Source organism: Salinactinospora qingdaonensis (assembly GCF_039539445.1).
Classification (GTDB): domain Bacteria; phylum Actinomycetota; class Actinomycetes; order Streptosporangiales; family Streptosporangiaceae; genus Salinactinospora; species Salinactinospora qingdaonensis.
Genome location: NZ_BAABDD010000002.1, coordinates 1 through 19,123, shown reverse-complemented (window position 1 = coordinate 19,123; position 19,123 = coordinate 1). Strand labels below are relative to the sequence as shown.

Annotated in this window: 17 protein-coding genes and 1 rRNA gene; 6 read left to right on the top strand and 12 right to left on the bottom strand. The window is 68.2% G+C overall.

The window, feature by feature from the left end; genetic code table 11:
- Positions 1-13 precede the first annotated feature (13 nt).
- The 7 genes from murJ to ABD848_RS02290 all read right to left on the bottom strand — a co-directional run bounded on the left by murJ (position 14) and on the right by ABD848_RS02290 (position 9,828).
- A complete protein-coding gene (murJ, locus tag ABD848_RS02320) occupies positions 14-1,705 on the bottom strand; it encodes a murein biosynthesis integral membrane protein MurJ (RefSeq protein WP_344966771.1) in 1,692 nt (563 codons plus the stop codon).
- 87 nt (positions 1,706-1,792) lie between these two features.
- Positions 1,793-2,617, bottom strand: coding sequence for a hypothetical protein (locus tag ABD848_RS02315; RefSeq protein WP_344966769.1), 825 nt, complete (start codon positions 2,615-2,617; stop codon positions 1,793-1,795).
- A gap of 179 nt (positions 2,618-2,796) precedes the next feature.
- Positions 2,797-3,855: a copper transporter gene (locus tag ABD848_RS02310; protein WP_344966767.1), complete on the bottom strand. Its 1,059-nt coding sequence runs from the start codon at positions 3,853-3,855 to the stop codon at positions 2,797-2,799.
- A complete protein-coding gene (steA, locus tag ABD848_RS02305; RefSeq protein WP_344966765.1) occupies positions 3,813-5,018 on the bottom strand; it encodes a putative cytokinetic ring protein SteA in 1,206 nt (401 codons plus the stop codon). Before steA ends, ABD848_RS02310 begins: the two co-directional genes overlap by 43 nt.
- 890 nt (positions 5,019-5,908) lie before the next feature.
- Positions 5,909-7,609 (bottom strand): DNA repair protein RecN, encoded by a 1,701-nt coding sequence (gene recN / locus ABD848_RS02300; protein ID WP_344966763.1) that lies wholly within the window; start codon positions 7,607-7,609, stop codon positions 5,909-5,911.
- Positions 7,610-7,676: 67 nt separating this feature from the next.
- Entirely contained in the window at positions 7,677-8,663 is a 987-nt protein-coding gene (locus tag ABD848_RS02295; RefSeq protein WP_344966761.1) for an NAD kinase, read from the bottom strand.
- 364 nt (positions 8,664-9,027) lie between these two features.
- Entirely contained in the window at positions 9,028-9,828 is an 801-nt protein-coding gene (locus ABD848_RS02290) for a TlyA family RNA methyltransferase (RefSeq protein ID WP_344966759.1), read from the bottom strand.
- A 145-nt stretch (positions 9,829-9,973) separates the two neighbouring features.
- On the opposite strand from ABD848_RS02290, the gene ABD848_RS02285 reads away from it, so the two are divergent.
- A complete protein-coding gene (locus ABD848_RS02285) occupies positions 9,974-10,120 on the top strand; it encodes a hypothetical protein (RefSeq protein ID WP_344966757.1) in 147 nt (48 codons plus the stop codon).
- A gap of 115 nt (positions 10,121-10,235) precedes the next feature.
- Positions 10,236-10,523, top strand: a complete 288-nt coding sequence (locus ABD848_RS24965; RefSeq protein ID WP_425567387.1) for a hypothetical protein — start codon at positions 10,236-10,238, stop codon at positions 10,521-10,523.
- 190 nt (positions 10,524-10,713) lie between these two features.
- On the opposite strand, the gene ABD848_RS02275 is transcribed toward ABD848_RS24965, so the two are convergent.
- Positions 10,714-11,649 carry a hypothetical protein gene (locus ABD848_RS02275; protein WP_344966755.1) on the bottom strand — a complete coding sequence of 312 codons (936 nt, stop codon included), beginning with the start codon at positions 11,647-11,649 and terminating at the stop codon, positions 10,714-10,716.
- A 354-nt stretch (positions 11,650-12,003) separates the two neighbouring features.
- Here ABD848_RS02275 and ABD848_RS02270 point away from each other — a divergent pair, with 354 nt between their 5' ends.
- The 3 genes from ABD848_RS02270 to ABD848_RS02260 all read left to right on the top strand — a co-directional run bounded on the left by ABD848_RS02270 (position 12,004) and on the right by ABD848_RS02260 (position 14,897).
- Positions 12,004-12,354 (top strand): SCP2 sterol-binding domain-containing protein, encoded by a 351-nt coding sequence (locus ABD848_RS02270; protein WP_344966753.1) that lies wholly within the window; start codon positions 12,004-12,006, stop codon positions 12,352-12,354.
- 60 nt (positions 12,355-12,414) lie between these two features.
- Positions 12,415-13,752, top strand: a complete 1,338-nt coding sequence (locus ABD848_RS02265) for a DUF1015 domain-containing protein (protein ID WP_344966751.1) — start codon at positions 12,415-12,417, stop codon at positions 13,750-13,752.
- 140 nt (positions 13,753-13,892) lie between these two features.
- Positions 13,893-14,897, top strand: coding sequence for an HAD-IIA family hydrolase (locus ABD848_RS02260; protein WP_344967292.1), 1,005 nt, complete (start codon positions 13,893-13,895; stop codon positions 14,895-14,897).
- Here the strand turns inward: ABD848_RS02260 and ABD848_RS02255 are convergent.
- On the bottom strand, positions 14,882-15,241 hold the full coding sequence (locus tag ABD848_RS02255) for a single-stranded DNA-binding protein (protein WP_425567386.1): 360 nt from the start codon (positions 15,239-15,241) through the stop codon (positions 14,882-14,884). The genes ABD848_RS02260 and ABD848_RS02255 overlap by 16 nt on opposite strands.
- Before the next feature lie 455 nt (positions 15,242-15,696).
- On the opposite strand from ABD848_RS02255, the gene ABD848_RS02250 reads away from it, so the two are divergent.
- Positions 15,697-16,686, top strand: coding sequence for an MBL fold metallo-hydrolase (locus ABD848_RS02250; protein WP_344966747.1), 990 nt, complete (start codon positions 15,697-15,699; stop codon positions 16,684-16,686).
- A gap of 120 nt (positions 16,687-16,806) precedes the next feature.
- Here the strand turns inward: ABD848_RS02250 and ABD848_RS02245 are convergent, their stop codons facing one another.
- The 3 genes from ABD848_RS02245 to rrf form a co-directional block, all read right to left on the bottom strand.
- Positions 16,807-17,247 (bottom strand): NUDIX domain-containing protein, encoded by a 441-nt coding sequence (locus ABD848_RS02245; RefSeq protein ID WP_344966745.1) that lies wholly within the window; start codon positions 17,245-17,247, stop codon positions 16,807-16,809.
- Positions 17,248-17,413: 166 nt separating this feature from the next.
- The gene (locus ABD848_RS02240; RefSeq protein ID WP_344966743.1) at positions 17,414-18,127 is read right to left on the bottom strand and encodes a tetratricopeptide repeat protein; all 714 of its coding nucleotides are present in this window, start codon (positions 18,125-18,127) and stop codon (positions 17,414-17,416) included.
- Between the two features lie 882 nt (positions 18,128-19,009).
- A 5S ribosomal RNA gene (gene rrf / locus ABD848_RS02235) occupies positions 19,010-19,123 on the bottom strand; the annotation flags it as partial.

Here is a 19,123-nt window from a genome sequence, read left to right as displayed (position 1 = left end):
CTCCGCTTCTGCTTCACGAGTCGGGCGTCTCCGGAGAACTGGCCGCTGGCTTCCGACTGAGTACCGCACGGAGGGCCCGACCGTCGATCACCAGCGCGACTGCGCCGAACACGAGCAAGGCCGGCACAGCGCCCAGCGCAGCGGCACCGGCATTCGACCATAGGCCGTCGGTGGGTACCGCCGTGGCCACCGACGCGCCCACGCCATAGCCCAGGGCGCTACCCAACGCCGCCGCCAGGGCCGCACGCCCCACACCGGTGAAGGCGCCGCGCCCGTGAGCGCTCACGACCGCGGCGAACAGCAAGGCCATCCCCACGGCGAGCCCGATGGTGGTGCCGGCTCCCAGCGCCGCCACCGCCCAGTCGGCGGGCACTGCCGCCACCAGGGCCACCTCGGCTGCCATCACGACCAGCCAGCCGCTTACCTGCGACAGCGCCGCGGCGCGACCGTGATGGGAGGCGTACAGGGCACGGCTGAGGAGCGCGACCAAGCCGAAGGCGACCACGCCGGGGGCATAAGTGAGCAAGGCGCGCTGCAACGGGAGGGGGTTGGTGCGGGCGAACACGTCAGCGATCGGCATGGCCGCAGCCGCTAAGGCGGTGGCCAAGGCAGCGGTGGCGAGCAGGCATGCTCGGGCGCTCATCGCCAACACGGCACGGTAGCCGCGCGGGTCACGCTCGCTGTGGCGCACCGACAGCGCCGTGAAAGCACTGGTCGCGATCGGTATGGCAACGACGCCGTAGGGAACCGTGAACAAACTCCAGGCATAGCTGTAGAGCACGCCGGCCCCCAGCCCCCCGCCGCGGTTGGCCAAAGCCAACGCCACGAGCATGCTGAACTGCATACTCGCCAGCGGCAGCAGAGCGGCCACGGCCAGTGCGCGCACCCGCGCTCCCACTCCGGGCGGGAACGTGAGGCGGGGACGGAGCCCCAGCCCAAGCCGTGCCGCGGGCACCGCAGCGGTGATCACCAGCGCGAGGACCCCGGCCGTGGTCCCTAGGCCAAGGACGAGCTCAGCGGGCAGGGGCAGCCGCGCCACGTCGTTGCGCTGCTCCGCCCCCAGGGGCACGAAGGCGACGTAGCTGGCGATGACGACGACGCTGGAGACGAGAGGGGCCAGCGCGGGGGCGAGGAACCGGCGGTGGGCCTGCAAGATTCCGTAGAGCACAGCGGCCAGCCCGTAGCACAGGATCTGGGGGGCGAACATCCACACGAAGCGCACCGCCTGGTCGAGCACGGCCGCGGTGTCGCAGCCGCCGGCGGCGCCAAGCATCAGGGTCATAGCCGGCGCGGCTGTGGCCGCCAGCGCCACACTCAACGGCACCGCCACGATCACCACCCACGTGACCAACGCCGAAGCGGTGTGGCGCACGTGGTCGTGGGCAGCACGGCGGGTGCACTCGGCCACCTCGCTGCCCTGACCGGACTCCACTGGCTCCGCTCCCGGCGCGGCGCGGCTGACGGCACCGGCGAGCACCGGCACCACCATGCCGCTGAGGGCACCACCGATCACGATCTCGAATATCACCGTGGGCAGTTGGTTGGCGGTGACGTAGGCGGTGCCCAGGCAGGTGTCACCGACCGTTTGGGAGAAGGCGACCGTACGGCCGAATCCAGCGAGGCGGGCCAGCGTGGTGACCGCGGCGATGAGGAACGCCGCACCGGCCACTCCCGCGCTCCAGCGCCGGATTCGATCCCAGCTCACGGCTTAACTGCTCCACAGCTCGAAGGCAGGCGGGGCGAGCGAGGCGCGGGCGGCGAAGCGCGCCCCGGCGTCCCCCACCGTGACGGCTCACTCTGGCCGACGGCCCAACTCGTCCAACCGCCGCAGTGGCGGCGTGGCGCGAATAAGGCGCGAGAGGCTAACGCGCTCGCTGGCGGCGGTGAGCACGGCGATCGTGGCCACCGCTCCCATACGCGCGCGCCGTGACAGCCGAGCCGCGGCGGTCACCCCGAGTACGGCTCCCAATGCGTTAGCCCCGGCGTCTCCCAGCATGGCACGCTCCCCGAACTCCTCAGGGAGCAACGCCACCGCGCTGCCTAGGAGGGGACCGGCCACAGCCGCCGCCTCAGCATCGGCCAGGGCCGGTGGCCCGGCCAGCAGGACGACCTTGGCTGCACGGCCGGGGCGCAGGTCGAACAGGTTGAGCACATTGGCCGAGCCCGCGATGAGCAGCCCGTCGAGGACGATATCGACCCCAGTGGCTCGATGCCGCAGCAAGGCAGCCGCCGCGAGCCCTGTGACGCCGATCCCCGCGCTCTTGACCGCCCCCGTGGTGACCTCCCCTTGTCTGAGCGCGCGGAGATGGCCGGTAAAGCCGCGCGCACCAGCCGATCCCGAGACGTCGTCGTAGGCCCCGAAAGCTCCGGCGCCGATGGCGGCGGTAACGGCTGCGGCACGCAGCCGATGGGGCAGGCCAGGGGCCGTGGCGACGGCGACACACAACCCCGTGGCCACGGCCGGCCCCGCCAGCAGGGTGACCTGCCTGCCACGGAAGTTGTACCGGAGCCACTTTTCGGCCGGCTCCCCAGGAACCACAACAGTCTCCCCCACCGCCTGCTGCGGGCCCGACCGCGTCAACGCCGTGTAGGTGAGTCGGGCGACCACGGCAGCCACGGCGCTGCCCGATGCTCCCTGGCGCACCGGTCGAGCACGCCAGGCCGGAACCGCAGCAGCCGTAGCGATGGCACCGTGCCGGCGCACCGTACGCCTCGCCGCGCCGCAGGAGAACCGAGACAACACCCGCCCCCTCCACGCGCGGCAACGGGCACCGATGAGCGGTGCGAGCGCGGCGCTCATCCGTTCCCCCCGGGGGCGGCACTGGGCGAGGAGGTGGCCGACGGTGAGGCTATGGGTCCCGGCAGCGGGTCGGGCAGGAAACCGTCAGCCCCGCCGCCGATGCCGTAGTGGCCGTTGTGCCCCGCGAGGCTGGCGGCCAAGGCGAGCACTGTCACCACGTTGCCGGCTGCGCCGCCGGCGCTGTCGACGGTGGTGAAGCGCGCCCCTTCGGTGCGTGCTTGGGTGACGAGGCCGCCGGTCTCCAACGAGCTGGGGCTACCCGCCAGCGTCATCCCCTCGCTTGCCGCGCCCAAGGCGCGCGCCAGCTCCAGGAGCGTCGTGTTCTCCGGCGAGGAGACGGCGTCGGGCGAGGGGGCGGTGGCGGCGGCGAAGGGCTCGGCCGGTGCCAGCACGAGGACGGCGTCGGCGGCGCGGACCGGCTCGCCGCGAACCGTGAGTAGCCCCGCCTCGGCGAACTCCTCCAGTAGCGCTTCGGATTCGCGGGCGGCGGCAGTGTCCGCACCGCCGTCGCGCTCATCCTCGGCAGCGACGAGGGCGCGAGCCAAAGCGGCGCCGGCCCGCTTAGCGGTGGTGCCGTCGGGTAGGTCACCGGCGTCGACGGTCTCATCCAAGAGTTCCTCGACGGAGTCGGCGCGCTGCGGGTCGACGTAGCCACCGGTGAGTGTCAGCCGTCCCACGACCGTGGCGCCAGCCTGCTCAAGCCGGGTCGCCAAGGCGTTGCGCAACTCGGGGGCACCACCGGGGGCCTCCACGATGACGACACGGGTGTCGGCGAGACGGTCGTGGAGCATGTCGTCGGCGCGGCTGCTGATGACGTGGTTGGCGCTGGCGTTGAGCTGTTCGGCGGTGTCCTTTTCCTCACGCAGCCGCTCCGCCTGATCGCGCAGCCGGTCGGCCTCAGCTTGCAGCGTATTGAGCACTGGGTCCTGCAACATGGTGCTGCCCAGGACGATCCCGACCGTCAACGCGAGGAAGACCGCGATGATGGATACCAGGTGGTAGCGGAAGTCGATCACGAGAACAGTCCGGTAAGCCAGTAGAGGAACGTGTCCCACCGCGCGGCGATGAAGTCGACGTAGAGCTGTCCGGCGGGGGAACTGTAGGCGGCAACCACGATCGTGAGCAGGCAGGCCGCCACCAGGGCCAGAACGGTCAACGGCGAGATACGGCTGCGGTAGAGGTGACTCACGCCTTTGGCGTCGACGAGCTTGCCGCCCACGCGCAGCCGGGTGAGGAACGTGCTGGCCATGCCGGCGCGCCCCTTGTCGAGGAACTCCTCCAAGGTCGCGTGGGTACCGACGGCAACGATGAGTTCGGCACCGGCGTCGTCGGCGAGCATCATGGCGACGTCCTCGCTGGTGCCCGTAGCCGGGAACACGATCGCCGTGTGGCCCAGCTCGTTGAGACGCCGTAGGCCAGGGGCGCTACCGTCGCGGTAGGCGTGTACCACGAGTTCGGCGCCGCAGGTCAGGGAGCGGTCCGAGACGGAGTCGAAGTCGCCGACGATCATGTCGGGCCGGTATCCGGCCTCCAGCAGCGCATCGGCGCCGCCGTCGACCCCGATCATGACCGGATGGTATTCACGGATGTAGGACCGCAGTGTGGCAAGGTCCTCGCGGTAGTGGTAGCCGCGGACCACGATGAGGACGTGTCGCCCGTCGATACTGGTGGTGACCTCGGGCACGCCGACACCGTCGATGAGTAGTTCGCGTTCGCGTTTGAGGTACTCCATGGTGTTGGTGGCGAACGCTTCGAGCTGGACCGACAGCCCAGCGCGCGCTTCGGCCATGGCAGCGGCCATGGACTCCGAATCCTGTGGTCGGCCTTTGGCGACGATATCCTCACCGCGGTAGAGCACTCCCTGCGCGAGCCGCACCTCTTCCCCTTCCTGCACCCGATCGAAGACTTCGGGGTCGACGGCGTCGACGAGGGGCACGCCTGCGTCGACGAGGAGCTGCGGGCCAAGGTTGGGGTAACGGCCACTGATGCTGTGGGCGACGTTGAGGACGGCGTGGACCCCGGAGCTGAGGAGGGCGTCGGCGCTGACGCGGTCGAGGTCGGTGTGGTCGATAATCGCGATGTCGCCGGGGTTCAGACGTTTGGTGAGGTCCTTGGTGCGACGGTCCAAGCGTGCCGGTGCCGTAACGTCAATAGCTCCGTCGTCCTTGGTTCGACGGAGTATCGGAAACTTGGCGGCCAGCGCCGTCGAAACCTTCATCAGTCGCATACTGCCAGAGTCGCGGTAAGATTCCCGCTTATCCGGAAAATACGGCGTGTTCCTCATGCCAATAGATCGGACTTTTCCAAACTAACTAAAAAAACGGCTAATATTTTTCCCTACCCGAATAACTTCAGGTAACACAACTTTCCTCTGCACCTGGGTCTCGCACGTGGGTATCCGGACATACGGCAGTCGGCGACGCTGGGATGCCGCGCCCACCGGCGGGCTGTCAGGCGAGGATGTGGGGCCCAGAAGCCGCGACAAGACGGCTCACGTATGGGATCAAAAAATGCCCCCGCTGTCGCACACTGGGACACCACAGCAGATGAACACAGCGGAAACGACTCCATCAAGGCGACCGGGTTCCCCACCGGCCGGTCGCGGGTGGAGCGAAAGTGAGGCGCGGGGCGACGGTATGAGAACGGAAGCACACGGCACGCCTCCGCACCGAACTCCCCAGCACGGCCCGAGAACCGTGAAGGCAGATATTCACACCGCAACGCGGCATTAAAAGAAGAGGAGTGCCACGGCAGCACCACGCGAGAAACAGATGTTTAATTCGCCCGGGAAGAGGATGCCGGCCTTGAGCCAGGAGGGCATAGCGCCACACAGGCATGGCCACTCCCGGCAGCAGCCGGACCGCCCCACCACCGCCCTCGCCGCCCTCTCAGCCGGCTCTCGCCCGAACCAACGGCACCAACGGCGACGGCCCCACCCAACTCTGACCGTCGCTGCGGGGTGGCTTTACCTCTCCCCCGCTCCTCCCCTACGACGCTCACCCCCGCATCCCCACTACGGCCGTTCTCCCACCTCCCCGTGCCAGACCTCCCCCGCCACAGGAGGCATGGGAGCGCTAAGGGGCCCGAGAGAGCCAGGGGGGATGGGTGTCAGGCGCGGTCGGCAGCGGCCAGGGTGAGCAGCTCCTCGGCGTGGGCGCGACCGAGTTCGGAATCTTCGAGTCCGGCGAGCATGCGAGAGAGTTCGCGGACCCGGCCACTGCGGTCCAGCAGGTTCACCCCGCTGGCGGTCACCATACCCTCGCTGGACTTCTCGACGACGAGGTGGGCGTCAGCGAAGGCGGCGACCTGGGGCAGGTGAGTCACCACGAGCACCTGGGCGTTGCGGGCCAGCCGGGAGAGGCGACGGCCGATCTCGACGGCAGCCTTACCGCCTACCCCAGCGTCGACCTCGTCGAAGACGAACGTGGGAACCGGGTCGGCGCCGGCGAAGACCACTTCGATGGCGAGCATGACGCGGGACAGCTCACCACCGGAGGCGCCCTTGTTCAGCGGTAGCGGCGGCGCACTGGGGTGGGGGGCGAGCAGGATCTCGATGTCGTCGCGGCCGTGCTGCCCGAACTGTTCGCCGGTGGTGACGTTGACGCTGACCCGAGCGTGGGGCATCGCCAGCGCCGTCAGCTCTTCAGTGACCGCGGTCCCGAAACGTTGCGCCGTCTCGGTGCGGATCTGGGTGAGCTGGTCAGCGCTCTCGGTCATCTGCGCGTGCAGTTGCGCCTGCTCCTCCTGGAGCTGTTCGATCCGTTCGTCGTCGCCTTCGAGTTCGGTGAGGCGCTTGGTGGCGTTCTCGGACCATGCCAACACGTCGGCGGCGGTCTCACCGTACTTGCGGCAGAGCTGGGTGAGCTGGGAGCGGCGTTGCTGCACAGCGGCCAGCCGCGCCGGATCGGCCTCAACGGACTCGGCGTAGGAGGCGATCTCGGTGGCGGCGTCGGTGATGACGTAGCTGGCCTCGTCAAGACGGTCGGCCACGGCGGCGAGTTGGGCATCGTGCTCGCGCACGGCGGTGAGGGCCTGGCGGGCGGAGGCGAGCAGCCCCACCACGTCGGCGGTGGCTTCGCTGGCGGCGGGATCACCTGTGAGCGCCTCGTGGGCGCTGGTGGCCGCTACGCGCAGCGCGTCGGCGTGGCTAAGCCGGTTCTCCTCCTCCAGAAGCTCGGCGTCCTCACCGGCCACGGGGGCGACCTCGGCGATCTCCTCCAAACCCAAGCGCAGTAGCTCGGCTTCTTGGGAGCGTTCGCGCGCGCGGGTCGTCAGCTCCTCCAGGAGTTCACTGACTTCCTGGTATCGCCGGTAGGCGGCACTGTAGGCGCCGGCGACCTTGGACAGTTCCTCACCAGCGTAACGGTCGAGGGCGGCACGCTGCCGGTCAGCGCGCAGCAGCCGGTGCTGGTCGGACTGGCCGTGGACGGCGACCAGATCATCGGCGAGGTAGGCAAGAGTACTGACCGGCGCGGAACGGCCGCCGAGGGTGGCGCGGGAACGCCCCTCTGCTGAGACGGTGCGGTTGAGGATCAGCACGTCCTCGTCGAGTTCCCCACCGGCGTCGGTGACACGCTTAGCGGCTCGGCTGTCGGGGGCGACGGTCAACCTCCCCTCGACCATGGCGCGGCTGGCCCCCGGGCGCACGCGCTGGGGGTCGGACCTGCCGCCGAACAGTAGCCCCAACCCGGTGACCACCATTGTCTTACCGGCACCGGTCTCGCCCGTGACGACGGTCAATCCCGGCGACAGCTCCAGCACGGCGTCATCGATGACACCGAGGCCCTGAATCCGAACTTCTTCGAGCACCGGCCTCTCTCCTGATCTCGCCTATGGCTTCCGTGGCGTCGCTTGGCGTGTTCGTAACAGCACGGCTTCAGCGGCCGTCCGGATCGGCGAGTTCGGCGCGCCCGCGCCACCCTGCCACGGACAAGCCGAACTTGGCGACCAACCGGTCGGTGAACGGAGCCCGCTGCAAGCGGGCCAGTCGTACCGGCATTTCGCCGCGCGAGACCTCGATTCGTGCACCGGCCGGCAATTCGACCATACGGCGTCCATCGCACCACAGCACGCCCTCTGGTGTGTTGGGCACGACCTCCAAAGCGATGGTGGTCTCAGGAGAGACTGCGATTGGGCGTGCGAAGAGCGCGTGTGCGCTGATCGGGACGACGATCAGCGCCTCGACGTCGGGCCACACGACCGGCCCTCCGGCGGAGAAAGCGTGCGCGGTCGAACCGGTAGGAGTGGCACATACCACACCGTCGCAGCCCCACCGTGAGAGAGGACGGCCGTCGATTTCCAGCACGATCTCCAGCATCCGCCGGGCAGCGGTCTTCTCCAGCGTGGCCTCGTTAACCGCCCAAGTGCGAACAGGAGGCCGGTCGGCGTCGCGACCGCCGTCGTAGACGGCGACCTCCAGTGTCATACGCTCTTCGACCTCGTAGTCGCGCACGACGACACTGTTGACGGTGGCGGTGAGATCCTCCCGCTCGGCTTCGGCGAGGAACCCGACATGGCCGAGGTTGACTCCCAGCAGCGGGGCGCCGGCGGGGCGGGCGATCTCGGCGGCACGCAGTAGCGTACCGTCCCCGCCGAGCACCATGACGAGTTCGACGCCGCGGGCCGCTTCGACACCGGAAGGGACGACATCGACCGGGTCGAGTTCGGCTCCGGCGTGTTTGAGGTCTTCGGCTTCAGCGGCGAGCATGCGCACCGTGAGCCCAGCGCCGGTGAGACAGTCGTGAACGAGCTTCGCGCTCCGAATCGCCGCGGGCCGCCCGGTGTGAACCACGAGCAGCACGCTACGCGAGACCGCCGGGGGATTCGTGGTCACGGCGCGCCCGAAAGCGCCCGCGGTGGTCATTGCGGAACTTCCTCCTCACTGCCGTCGCGGCCACCACGCGGGGGCCGCTTCGGATCGATACCGGCCGAGTTACGGTACCCCACACGGCCTCCTGGCACCGCGCCCTGTCCCGGTGATCCTGAACAGATGAACGCGCACCTACTAGACCGCTGCCACGGTCCCCTCACCTTATGCAACCCGAACGGCGAGCAGAGACACCGTCGAGGGCCACGCCTTGGCGCAACCCCGGCACTGAGGTGGTGTGGCCAGCGGCCCCACAGCCACGGCAGCGACACCACCGACATCATGGATAGCGTGCGCACGGAACCAGCGGATTCCCGTCCCCTCCCGCCAGAGCACGCCCTGAAGCCCGAGCGCGACGAAATCACGTCGGCCCCGCCGCAACGGCGCGTCGCAAGGCATCCTCGTCTAAGGGGGCAGCTCCCGAACGCAGCCACAGGAAGTACTCGACGTTGCCAGAAGGCCCCGGCAGCGGGCTCGCCGTCACACCCTCGACGCCCAACCCCCGTGAGGCGGCGTGGGAGGCGACAGAGCGCACCGCCTCGGCACGCAATTCCGGGTCACGCACAACACCGCCGGCGCCGACCCGCTCCTTGCCGACCTCGAATTGGGGCTTGACCATCATGACGAAGTCGGCCCGCCGATGCACGCAAGCGGCCAGGGCCGGCAGCACGAGCGTGAGCGAGATGAAGGAGAGGTCCCCCACGACGAGATCGGGGGCGGGCTCACCCACCTGCTCGGGCGTCAACTCCCGCACATTGCACCGTTCCCGGACCGTAACGCGGTCATCGGTCCGCAGCGACCAGGCGAGTTGGCCATAGCCCACGTCCACCGCCACGACGTGGGCAGCCCCGCGCCGCAGCAGCACATCGGTAAACCCGCCTGTGGAAGCACCAGCGTCTAGACAGTGCCGGTGGGCGACGTCGATCGCGAAGGCGTCGAGCGCCCCGACGAGCTTATGGGCGCCGCGGGAGACGTAGTCGGGCTCACTGGCGGGGGCGACGACCACGATCGGCTGGTCGACACCGACCTGGGTCGCGGCCTTGGCCGCCAGCACACCGCCGACACGGACATGGCCGGCGTCAATCAGCTCGGCGGCGTGCCCGCGGGACCGAGCGTGACCGCGCCGGACGAGTTCGGCGTCCAGCCGACTGCGTTTTGCCATGTTTCGACGGTGCCTATCGGTGTTTGTGGTTTCCAGCGGCGAGGGTCGGCGAAAAATGCACGAGATACGCGCCGGAGTCACGTACGGGCAGAACCCCTCCATTATCGCGCGACACAGGGCCGCTCCGGGACGGGGACACAACGCCATGGGGCACGAACACCGAACAAGCAGCGACCGGGGCCACGCCGTCGGCGCGGGCGCTCTCCCCTGCCGCGGTAAGGCTCAGCGGCACCGACTGAGCCTCGGAGTGCGCCAGCGACTATGGGCGATGCTGGCCGCCGCGCTGCTGTGACGGCCATGTGAGGCGCTCAGCCGGGACTGCTGCCGACCGAGCGCCTGACTGCGCCCCTCAACCTCCTGGCCTGAACCACGTTCGTGGGCCGGCCCTCGGGGCGTTGGTGGCGTCGTTGACCGACGACGGCCATTGCGGCCCTGCCGCCGGCGCGTGGGATCGCTTTTCGTCACCCGCGCCAGGAGGGGGCCGGGCGGCGTCTTCATCTCTGGCCCTCAGAACCCTGGTGGGGCTGTTGCTCGTGGTGCTCCTGCTGGGCAACAGAGCGTTCCCGGTCGAGCCGGTCGAGCACATCCGACAGTTCGCGATGAATGTCGTCAAAGACCGCGACATGTTCAGAGACGGGCCGATGGTCGAGCGAGGCGAGGCGCTCGCGCACGTCAGCGATGGTGCGCTCGGCTAAGCCGGCTTCGTCTGACGGGGTGGACGCGGGACGCGCCTCGGTTTTTTGGTCGGTGAGGGGGTGAGGCTCATCGTGGCCGGTCACGAAATCCTCCGTCTATCCATCGTGCGTCGTGATGCGTGGGGCCCGGCCGGCTCTCCGAACGCGGTGGCGGGAAGCGCGGCGGGCGATGGGGCCCGCAGGCCCTGCGTCAGTTGGGTTTCTTGGCCCCGGTTCCGCTGCTTTTGCCGCCTCCGGAGGAGGTACTGCGCTTGCCGCCCTTGCTTCCGGAGCGGGAGCGGGTGGCGTTGGATTTGGGTTTGCCTGAGCGCGAGGCCGTGTTCTTGTTTGCGGCGGCGGTCGTGGTGGACTTCGGCGCCGTGGCCGAGGACGTCTCCGACTGCGGTTCGGCGGCGGCGCTCTCAGCCTCGACCGGTGCGGCTTGTTCCCGCTGCTCCGTCGAGTGAGGTGGGTCGGCGGTGGCGGTCTCCCCGCTAGGCGCTGCGGGAGCGGGTGGCTCAGCCACGGGGGTGGAGGCGGTGGACTCTTCCCCTGTGTCCTCGGAAACGGATGAGTCGCGCCCGGCCTCAGGGCCCGTTGCGGCGGGTTTCTTGGGAGCGGGCTCAGGCTCGGCTGGGGCCTGCGGAGGCGGGGCGACTGCGGCAGCGCCAACGGTGGGGGCGGCGGGCTCAGGCTCGGACACGGCGGGCGTACCGGTAGGGACCGTGCCCGTAGCGACGGCGGCATGGCGACGGGTGGCGGGCTGGGCGGCAAGTCTGCGCTCCAGCTCAGTGACGCGACGCGCCAACCGGTCGTAGTCCTCGCGGCGAACGAGGTCGAGGCGGGAGAGCACACGGTCGACCTCGCTTTCGACCAGGTGTGTCAGTGCGGCGCGGTTGGCCTCGTTGGTTTCGATGAGTTCGGTGGCCAGCGACTGGATGCTGTGGCCCACGCGGGACTGGCGCCCGGTGCTCTCAACAGCGTCGGAGGTGGTGCCGGCAGCTTCGCCGGCACGGGCCGCTGTGCTCCCCGACCGTTCCTCGCCTTCCTTCAGAAGGGCCTTCGCCGCCGCGACGGCACGTCTGCGAGTCAGCTCGGTGAGGCCACTGGCGGCATCGAGATAGGTGCGTACCGCGTCGACGACCATTGCACTGCGCTCCTCGTGATCTGGAATTGCTGCGGGGAAGGCTCTCCTGCGAAACGCTACCCCGATCGGGGCGCCGATGTCGCAGAAGTCCACAGTTCACAGGGGTGGGTTTGACCGCCTCCCCGGCAGTCCCACCAGCCCCACCGCACGGCAGCTTGGGGCCGTGCGGTGGGGCTGGTGGGACCGGGACGGTGGCCGGCGCCGCTGCCGGATCGTCGGATATGGGGTCCTTCAGGGCAGTGGCATACGTCGGCGACGTCGCGCCGCGGTGTCGGGCAAAGTTTCACGCACGCGACGCGGCTGGATCTCATCGGCGTGGTCGGGAGGACACGCGGCTAGGGCATGATGGTGGCTATGGCCACCGTTGAGCAATGCCGCGCGGCGATCGACAAAGTCTCCGATCGCATCATGGAGGTCGACGAGGCGAGCCGGCGCAAACACCTTGTGGAGCGCACGGTCAGCGTGACCGTGCGCGACCTCAACCACGTGTTCAGCATGCGCCTGACGATGAACGGCCTGACCAACGTCACCGACTCGACCGAAGCGGCAGCCGGCGAACGCGCCCAGGTGCGCATCACCGCCTCCAGTGACGACCTGGTCGCCCTCGCCGCAGACCAGTTGGACTTTGGCCGGGCGCTGATGTCTAGACGGGTGCGGCTCGATGCCAGCTTCAGCGACATGATGCGGCTGCGTAAGCTGCTGTGAACGCCGCCGGAAGCCGACCATCTCAGCGTCTCGTGGCCCAGGCAGCGGTATCGTGCGAGCGTGGGCGCTGACAACTCAGGCGAGGTGCTGGAGCTGGCACCGTTTCGTGGCCTGCGCTACGCCACTCGAGACGCGCGCGCCCTCCTCGACTCTCCCTTACTCAACCTGGCACTGGCCTTGGCACCGCCCTACGGCGTGATCGACGCGGCCGGCCTCACTCGCCTGATGCGCGCCGCTTCCCATAACGCCGTGTGGCTCACCGTGCCGCCAGCGGGTCAGGGGTGGGCGGGATACCCGCCCGGCCTCTCAGGCCCGGACCGCTACGGCAACGCAGCGCGCACGCTACAGGCGTGGATCGCCGCCGGTGTACTGGTACGCGACTCTGTCCCGGCGCTGTACGTCTACGAGCAACGTCTCAGCGACGGTACGCAGCAGCGGGGGCTGGTGGGCGCCTTACGGTTGCCCGAGCCCGGCAGCACGACCGTGCGTCCCCACGAGGAGGTTATGGAGGGGCCGGTGGTCGACCGCACCCGGCTGATGCGGGCCACCCGAGCCAACCTGGAGCCGATTCTGCTGCTGTACCAAGGGGGCCACGGCGCCGAGCGCGGCGCAGCCTCGCGTGTCGCCGAGACCATTGCCTCCTCGGATGGCACACCCCTGGTCGACACTGTGACCGACGACGGGAGGACTCACCGACTGTGGGCCGTCGACGACGCCGCAACTGTAGCCGCGATCAACACTGACCTGGCCGGACGCAGCGCGCTGCTCGCCGATGGACACCACCGCTACGCGGCCTACCAGCGTCTTCGTGGCGGTGCTGGCGCAGGCCCGTGGGGGTATGGGCTGGCGCTGCTGGTCGACTCCGAGGCGTACCCGCCCACGCTGGGAACGATCCACCGCGTGATCTCTAACCTGACACCGGCGAGCGCCGCTGATGCGGCCCGTACGGTAGCCGAGGTCGCAGAACTGGCCAGTGGCCGGCTCAGCGCGGCGGTGGAGACGCTGCACGCCGCCGCGGCGACCGGGCCGGCGCTGCTACTCGCCGGATCGCACCGCTTTTATCTGCTACACGGTTTCTCCGCTTCCGGCATCGCCCAAGCCATGCCAGGCCACTCACCGCTGTGGCGCGAGCTGCCCACTGCCGTCCTGGAGCATCTCCTCCTTCCGTTGTGGGGCGCTACTGAAGCGCCACCACGTTTTGTGCACGACGATCCTGCTGCGGCGTTGGCCGCTGCCCGGCAGGATCGTGATTGCGCGGTGATCGTGCCGCCGATGCGGGTGGCAGACATCTACACGCTGGCCGGTCGCGGCGAACTGACCCCCCGGAAATCAACCTCCTTCGGCCCCAAGCCACGGACCGGCTTGGTGATGCGCACCATCGATGAGACGACGGAGTGAGCAGTGACACCACAACCACCGGAAACACGGCAGGTACCGGCTCGGTTGGCCGTTGGACCGATCTTGATATTCGCTGCGGCACCGACGCCGGAACCGACACCACAGAGAGGCAGCCACGCGCCCCGATGACGATGATGCCGATGCCACTGCGCTCCTCCGAGCAACCGCTGGACACGATGTACGATGCGGCCCTCCTCGACCTCGACGGCGTCGTCTATGTGGGCACGGCCCCGGTGCCTGCCGCGCCCGAGGCGATCGACAAAGCGCGCATCGCCGGGATGCGGGTGGCGTTTGTCACCAACAACGCCTCACGTACTCCGGCGGCGGTCGCGGAGAACCTGATGCGCATGGGGGTGACGGCGAGCGTCCAGGATGTCGTGACTTCGGCGCAGGCCGCGGCACGCCTAGTGGCCGAACGCTTCGCGACCGGAGCGAACGTGTTGGCGGTGGGAGACACGGGACTGCGTCAAGCGCTGCGCGTCCACGGGCTGCGGCCGGTCTCGGTGGCTGCTGAGAAACCCGTGGCCGTGGTGCAGGGGCATTCACCCCGCATGGGCTATGACCTGATTGTTGAAGGCGCACTGGCGGTGGAGGAAGGGGCCCTGTTCGTGGCCACCAACGGCGACGCGACGGCGCCGTTGGGACGCGGCGTGCTTCCCGGCAACGGGTCGTTCGCCCGAGTGATCGCCCACGCGACCGGTGTTGAGCCGATCGTGGCCGGCAAACCACAGCGGCCACTACACGAAGAAGGTGTGCTGCGTACCGCAGCAGAGCGCCCGCTGGTCGTAGGCGACCGTCTCGATACCGATATCGAGAGCGCCACCACACGCGGTGTCGCGAGCATGCTAGTCCTGTCGGGCGTGACGACCCCCGCGGAACTGGTCGCGGCTGAACCACAGCACCGTCCTTCCTATCTGGCGTTCGATTTGAGTGGATTGACCGCGCGCCATCCCGCCGTCGAGGTTTCTGGGGAGGGCGCGCGCTGCGGTGGCTGGGTCGCGACCACACGTGGGGGCCACCTGGAACTCAGCGGGGACGGCCCGCGACTGGACGGGTTGCGGGCGCTGTGCGCTGCCGCCTGGAGCGGCCCCGAGAACGTCGATACGGTGACCGCTCAGGCAGCAGTGGCTCAGCTTGGCTGGTGACCCCCTGACGCCTCGGACTGTGCGGCTGTAGGAGCGTCGGAGGCCGTTTCGGCTTCCGCGGCGAGATTGATCCGGGTGGCGGTCTTGGCCTCGACCTCGAAGACACTGGAGGAACCGTGCGAGGAGCGCCAGAATCGGCGCCGTAGCGCTCCCGTGACCTCGATGACATCGCCGATACGCCAATCGCGGGCGGCCTGCTGCATCGAGGGATCGAAGCTGACACAGGTGATGGTGTCGGCCGGTTGTTTGGGACGCTGCTCGGCGATCGGTCGGGTCACCGAGATTCGCCAGATCACTAGATGATCACCACTGGGCAGTTCGCGCACCGCAGGCTCGGCGGTCACGCGACCGGCCAAGAGCACCTCGTTACGGTGTCCTCGACAGGATTGGGAGCGTGGGGTGCGCCCCCTTCGACCGGCAAGCGTGGTGGGGGTGGCGGATTCCTCCGACCGGCGAGCAGAAGCGTGGGGGTGGCGGAGGGGTGTAGGACTGGTTGGCGACTGATGCATGCTGCTCCTCCCGTATGTGGGCGGGGACGCGCCCGGTGGTGCTTCCCCGCGTGCTGGGCTCACCTCCAGGATCTCCCTGGCGCCACACTCGCCGAAAGAGCGATCTCAAGCCTGTGGATAACTCGCATTTGTGCAGCTCACAGTCGTGAAAACGAGTGGCGGCTGCATACTTGGGCGCACGTCAGGCATCAGTACCCCTTAGCACACGTTTCACCCTGTGCCGGTGAATGTGGGACTAGAGGAAGCGCATCGAACCCAGCCGGCTGCGGCTGGCGTAAGGAGACGGGAACGTGGACGACGCAGTGGACGTGACCAAGCTGCCCGACACCATCAGGCCCCTTGGCGACGAGATTTTCGCCATCGACACCAAAATGGCCGGGTACGAGACCATCACGTCGAGCTATCTGATTCGGACCGAACGCCCTTGCGTGATCGAGACCGGAACCGCCGGTTCGGCTCCGGTGCTGCGTGACGCCCTTGCCACCCTCGGCATCGGGGGGAGCGACCTCGCCACCGTTGTCGTCACGCACATTCACCTTGACCATGCAGGTGGGATCGGTGACATCGCTTCGATGTTTCCCAACGCCGAACTCGTGGTGCACGAACGCGGCGCGCGCCACCTCGCTGACCCTTCCCGCCTGATGCGCAGCGCGCGGATGGTGTGGGGCGACCACCTCGACACGCTCTTCGGCGAGATGCGCCCCACGGAGGCCACTCGGATTCGCGCCATCACCACCGACGACGAGATCAACCTGGGGGCCGGACGCCGGCTCACTGCCCACTACTCCCCTGGTCACGCCAAGCACCACGTCAGTCTCGTCGACTCGGACACAGGGGATCTCTACGTCGGAGACGCCGCAGGCGTTTACAACCCCTACACCGCCGACATCCGACCGGCAACCCCTCCCCCGGACTTCGACTTGGCGACCGCTTTGGAGTCGCTGCGGCTGTTCACCGATATAGGGCCGCAACGGCTGATGTTCTCCCATTTCGGGGCGGTCGACGAGGTGGAAGCCACGTTAGAGCGAAGCGTCGCGGAGCTGCATGCGTGGGTGGAAACCGTCCGTGAGGCGCACGGCACCAGCGACGATCTCGACCACGCCATCGCGATGGTGCGTGAACAGGTGATGACGCGCTACCAACCCATGCCCGAAGACGCACCCAAGGAGTCCCAGCAGGTCCTCGACCACCTCAGCGGCGTGGAGACCAACGTTTCCGGCATTACACACTGGTTGGAGCGTGTGAAGGAGGAACAGCGCGCAGCCGCGGCCGAGGGATAACCGCGCCCGACGAACAGCGGGAGGGGAGGGCCGGGGGAAGTACCGATGGATCGACGCTCGGGCGCGCGCCGAACAGTGCCGTCTAACGGTGTGCGCCCTTGGAAGCCGACCGGTTTCCCGTCAGGGCGTTCCCGGTAGGCCAAGGCGGGCGAGTATATGGGCATAGATGTCGTCATCCCAGGAAAGCGCCGTGGGAAGCACGTTGAAGGCGCGCACCTCGACGGTCTCGAATTCACCCGTCAACGGTGCCAGCGAGCGAACCTGAGCGTGAGTGATGACGGTTGTATGGCCGTTGGAGAGCACGTAATAGCCGTCGACGTGGACCTCCTCTGCCAATTCAGCCCCCGCCTCCTCCCGGGCTTCGCGGCGCGCGGTGTCGACGATGCTCTCGCCCGGCTCGACGTGACCACCCGGAAACTCCCATGCGCGGTCGCGGTGGCGGACGAGAACGGGCTGCTCGTCCCGGAACAGCAACACGACAACGGAGTCATGCCTCGCGGGAAGCCCCCCTAGGCGCACAGTCGCGCCGTTGAGCCGGGACTCCGGAGAGGACGCGGGCATCAAGGTCACTCCTGAAAACGGGGGTGAGGGGGAGGCGGCGGCAGATTATCGCCTCAGGGCCAGGGGTCGATGACCGGCGATGGGACAGGCGAAACTGACCAAGGCGAGCGTGTCGTGGCTCGAACAACGAACCTGTCGCGTCTTGCAGCGCTACAGGTTAGTCCGTCTAGTCCGTCGTGGAGGTGTCTTTAGGCGAAGCACCGGCGGCAGGGCCGCCGCTCTCCTCTTCGCCTGCCTCGGTGTCCTCGGCGTCGGTCCAGACGACATCGTCATCTACGTCAACGATCTCCAGACCTTCCAGCTCGGCCACGCGCTCGTCGGCGTCGGTGACCCCTTCTTGGTCTACCGCCGAAGCGTGAGCGAAATAGTCGCGGGCCTCATCCTCTCGACCAAGCAGGAGCAGCGCGTCGGCGTAGGCGTAAAACAGCCGCGCCACCCACGGCTTAGCTCGCCGCTCCTTGAGCTCTGGCCCCTGCAACTCGACGAGGGCCGCCTCGTACTCGCCTAGATCGCGGCGAGCCCCCGAAGCCACGATGCGCAGTTCGATCTGCTCGGCGGTCGGGAGGTCGGCAGCATCAGGGCTGTGGGCCAACTCCAGCGCACGCTCCGGCCGACCAAGACCACGCTCGCAGTCAGCCATAAGGGGAAGGTAAGTGTTGCGACCACTCATCCGACGGGCGGCGCGCAGATCCGAGAGCGCTTCTTGCCACTTGCCCAGATGGTAGGCCGCGACGCCCGAGGCTTCCCGTACGGCTCCCACACGTGAGGCTTTACGGCGTGCGTAGACGGCATGCTGGTAGGCACGTTCGGGGTCTTCGTCGAGGAGCCACCCCACAGCGACCAGATGGCCGCCTACAACCTGCGCGAGAGTCTTGGGCATCGTCAATAGCTCTTCGCGGATAGGGCGGTCCAGGCGATAGTATTCAGCGCCCTGTGGTAGTTCTGGCGCTTGGTCGCGATCGGTCTTCTTGTGCTGCTGAGACTGCTCTTGGCTGCCCTGCCGCTGGGTGCTCTGCTGGCGGCTGCCTTGCTTACCTTGCGAATCGCGCGAGGAACCGAACTTGCCTGAACGTGTCTCGCTACCACGGCCACCGCTACGGAAGGGGCGTTCATCGCGGCCTTGCGCCTTCCCCTTGCGTTCGCGGCCTTCACTGTCGTCTCGACGGCCGCGGGAATCACCACGGCGGTCGGAGGTGAAACGCTTGTCGCCCTGTCCTGCTCCTTCTCGTCGACCGGAGCGACCGCCCTCAGCGTCGGAGCGTCGACCTTGCCCCTGGGAGCGGGAATCGTCTTTGCGGCCTCTCCGGCCGGAACCTTCGCGATAGTTACCGCGCGCGCCATCGCGGGAGCCGGAGCCGGAGCGGTTTCCGCCCTGGGCTCCTCGTCCTCCCGATCGTGGGCCTCGGTGGTCGCGGGAGCCGGAACCGTTACGGTCCTCCGGCCGGCTGTCGTCAGTCATTTTCCGTCCGTATACATGAAAAATGCGCCACTCACACCAAGCAGCGCATGAGATTCTCAGATCATCTTCACTCTACGGCATATGGAAACAGCCTCGGCCCTGTACCCTGAAAGGCTCACCTAAAGTGAAAGATAAATACGGAAAGTAATGACCATAGAGACAAAAAGGAGCGGCAACTCGCCGCTCTGATACTTGTTGGGGCTGCGCATGAAAGTGGGGGCGGCTGAGGGGGTCCGGCCCCGGGGAAGGAAAACCTCTCGGGACGGGACCGCTGCTCAGCCGCCCCCCACTGTTGGGGATTGTGTGCGGCGGTGTCCTACTCTCCCACCCCGCACCATGGAGGCAGTACCATCGGCGCTGGTGGGCTTAACGACCGGGTTCGAAACGGGACCGGGTGTTTCCCCACCGCTATCACCA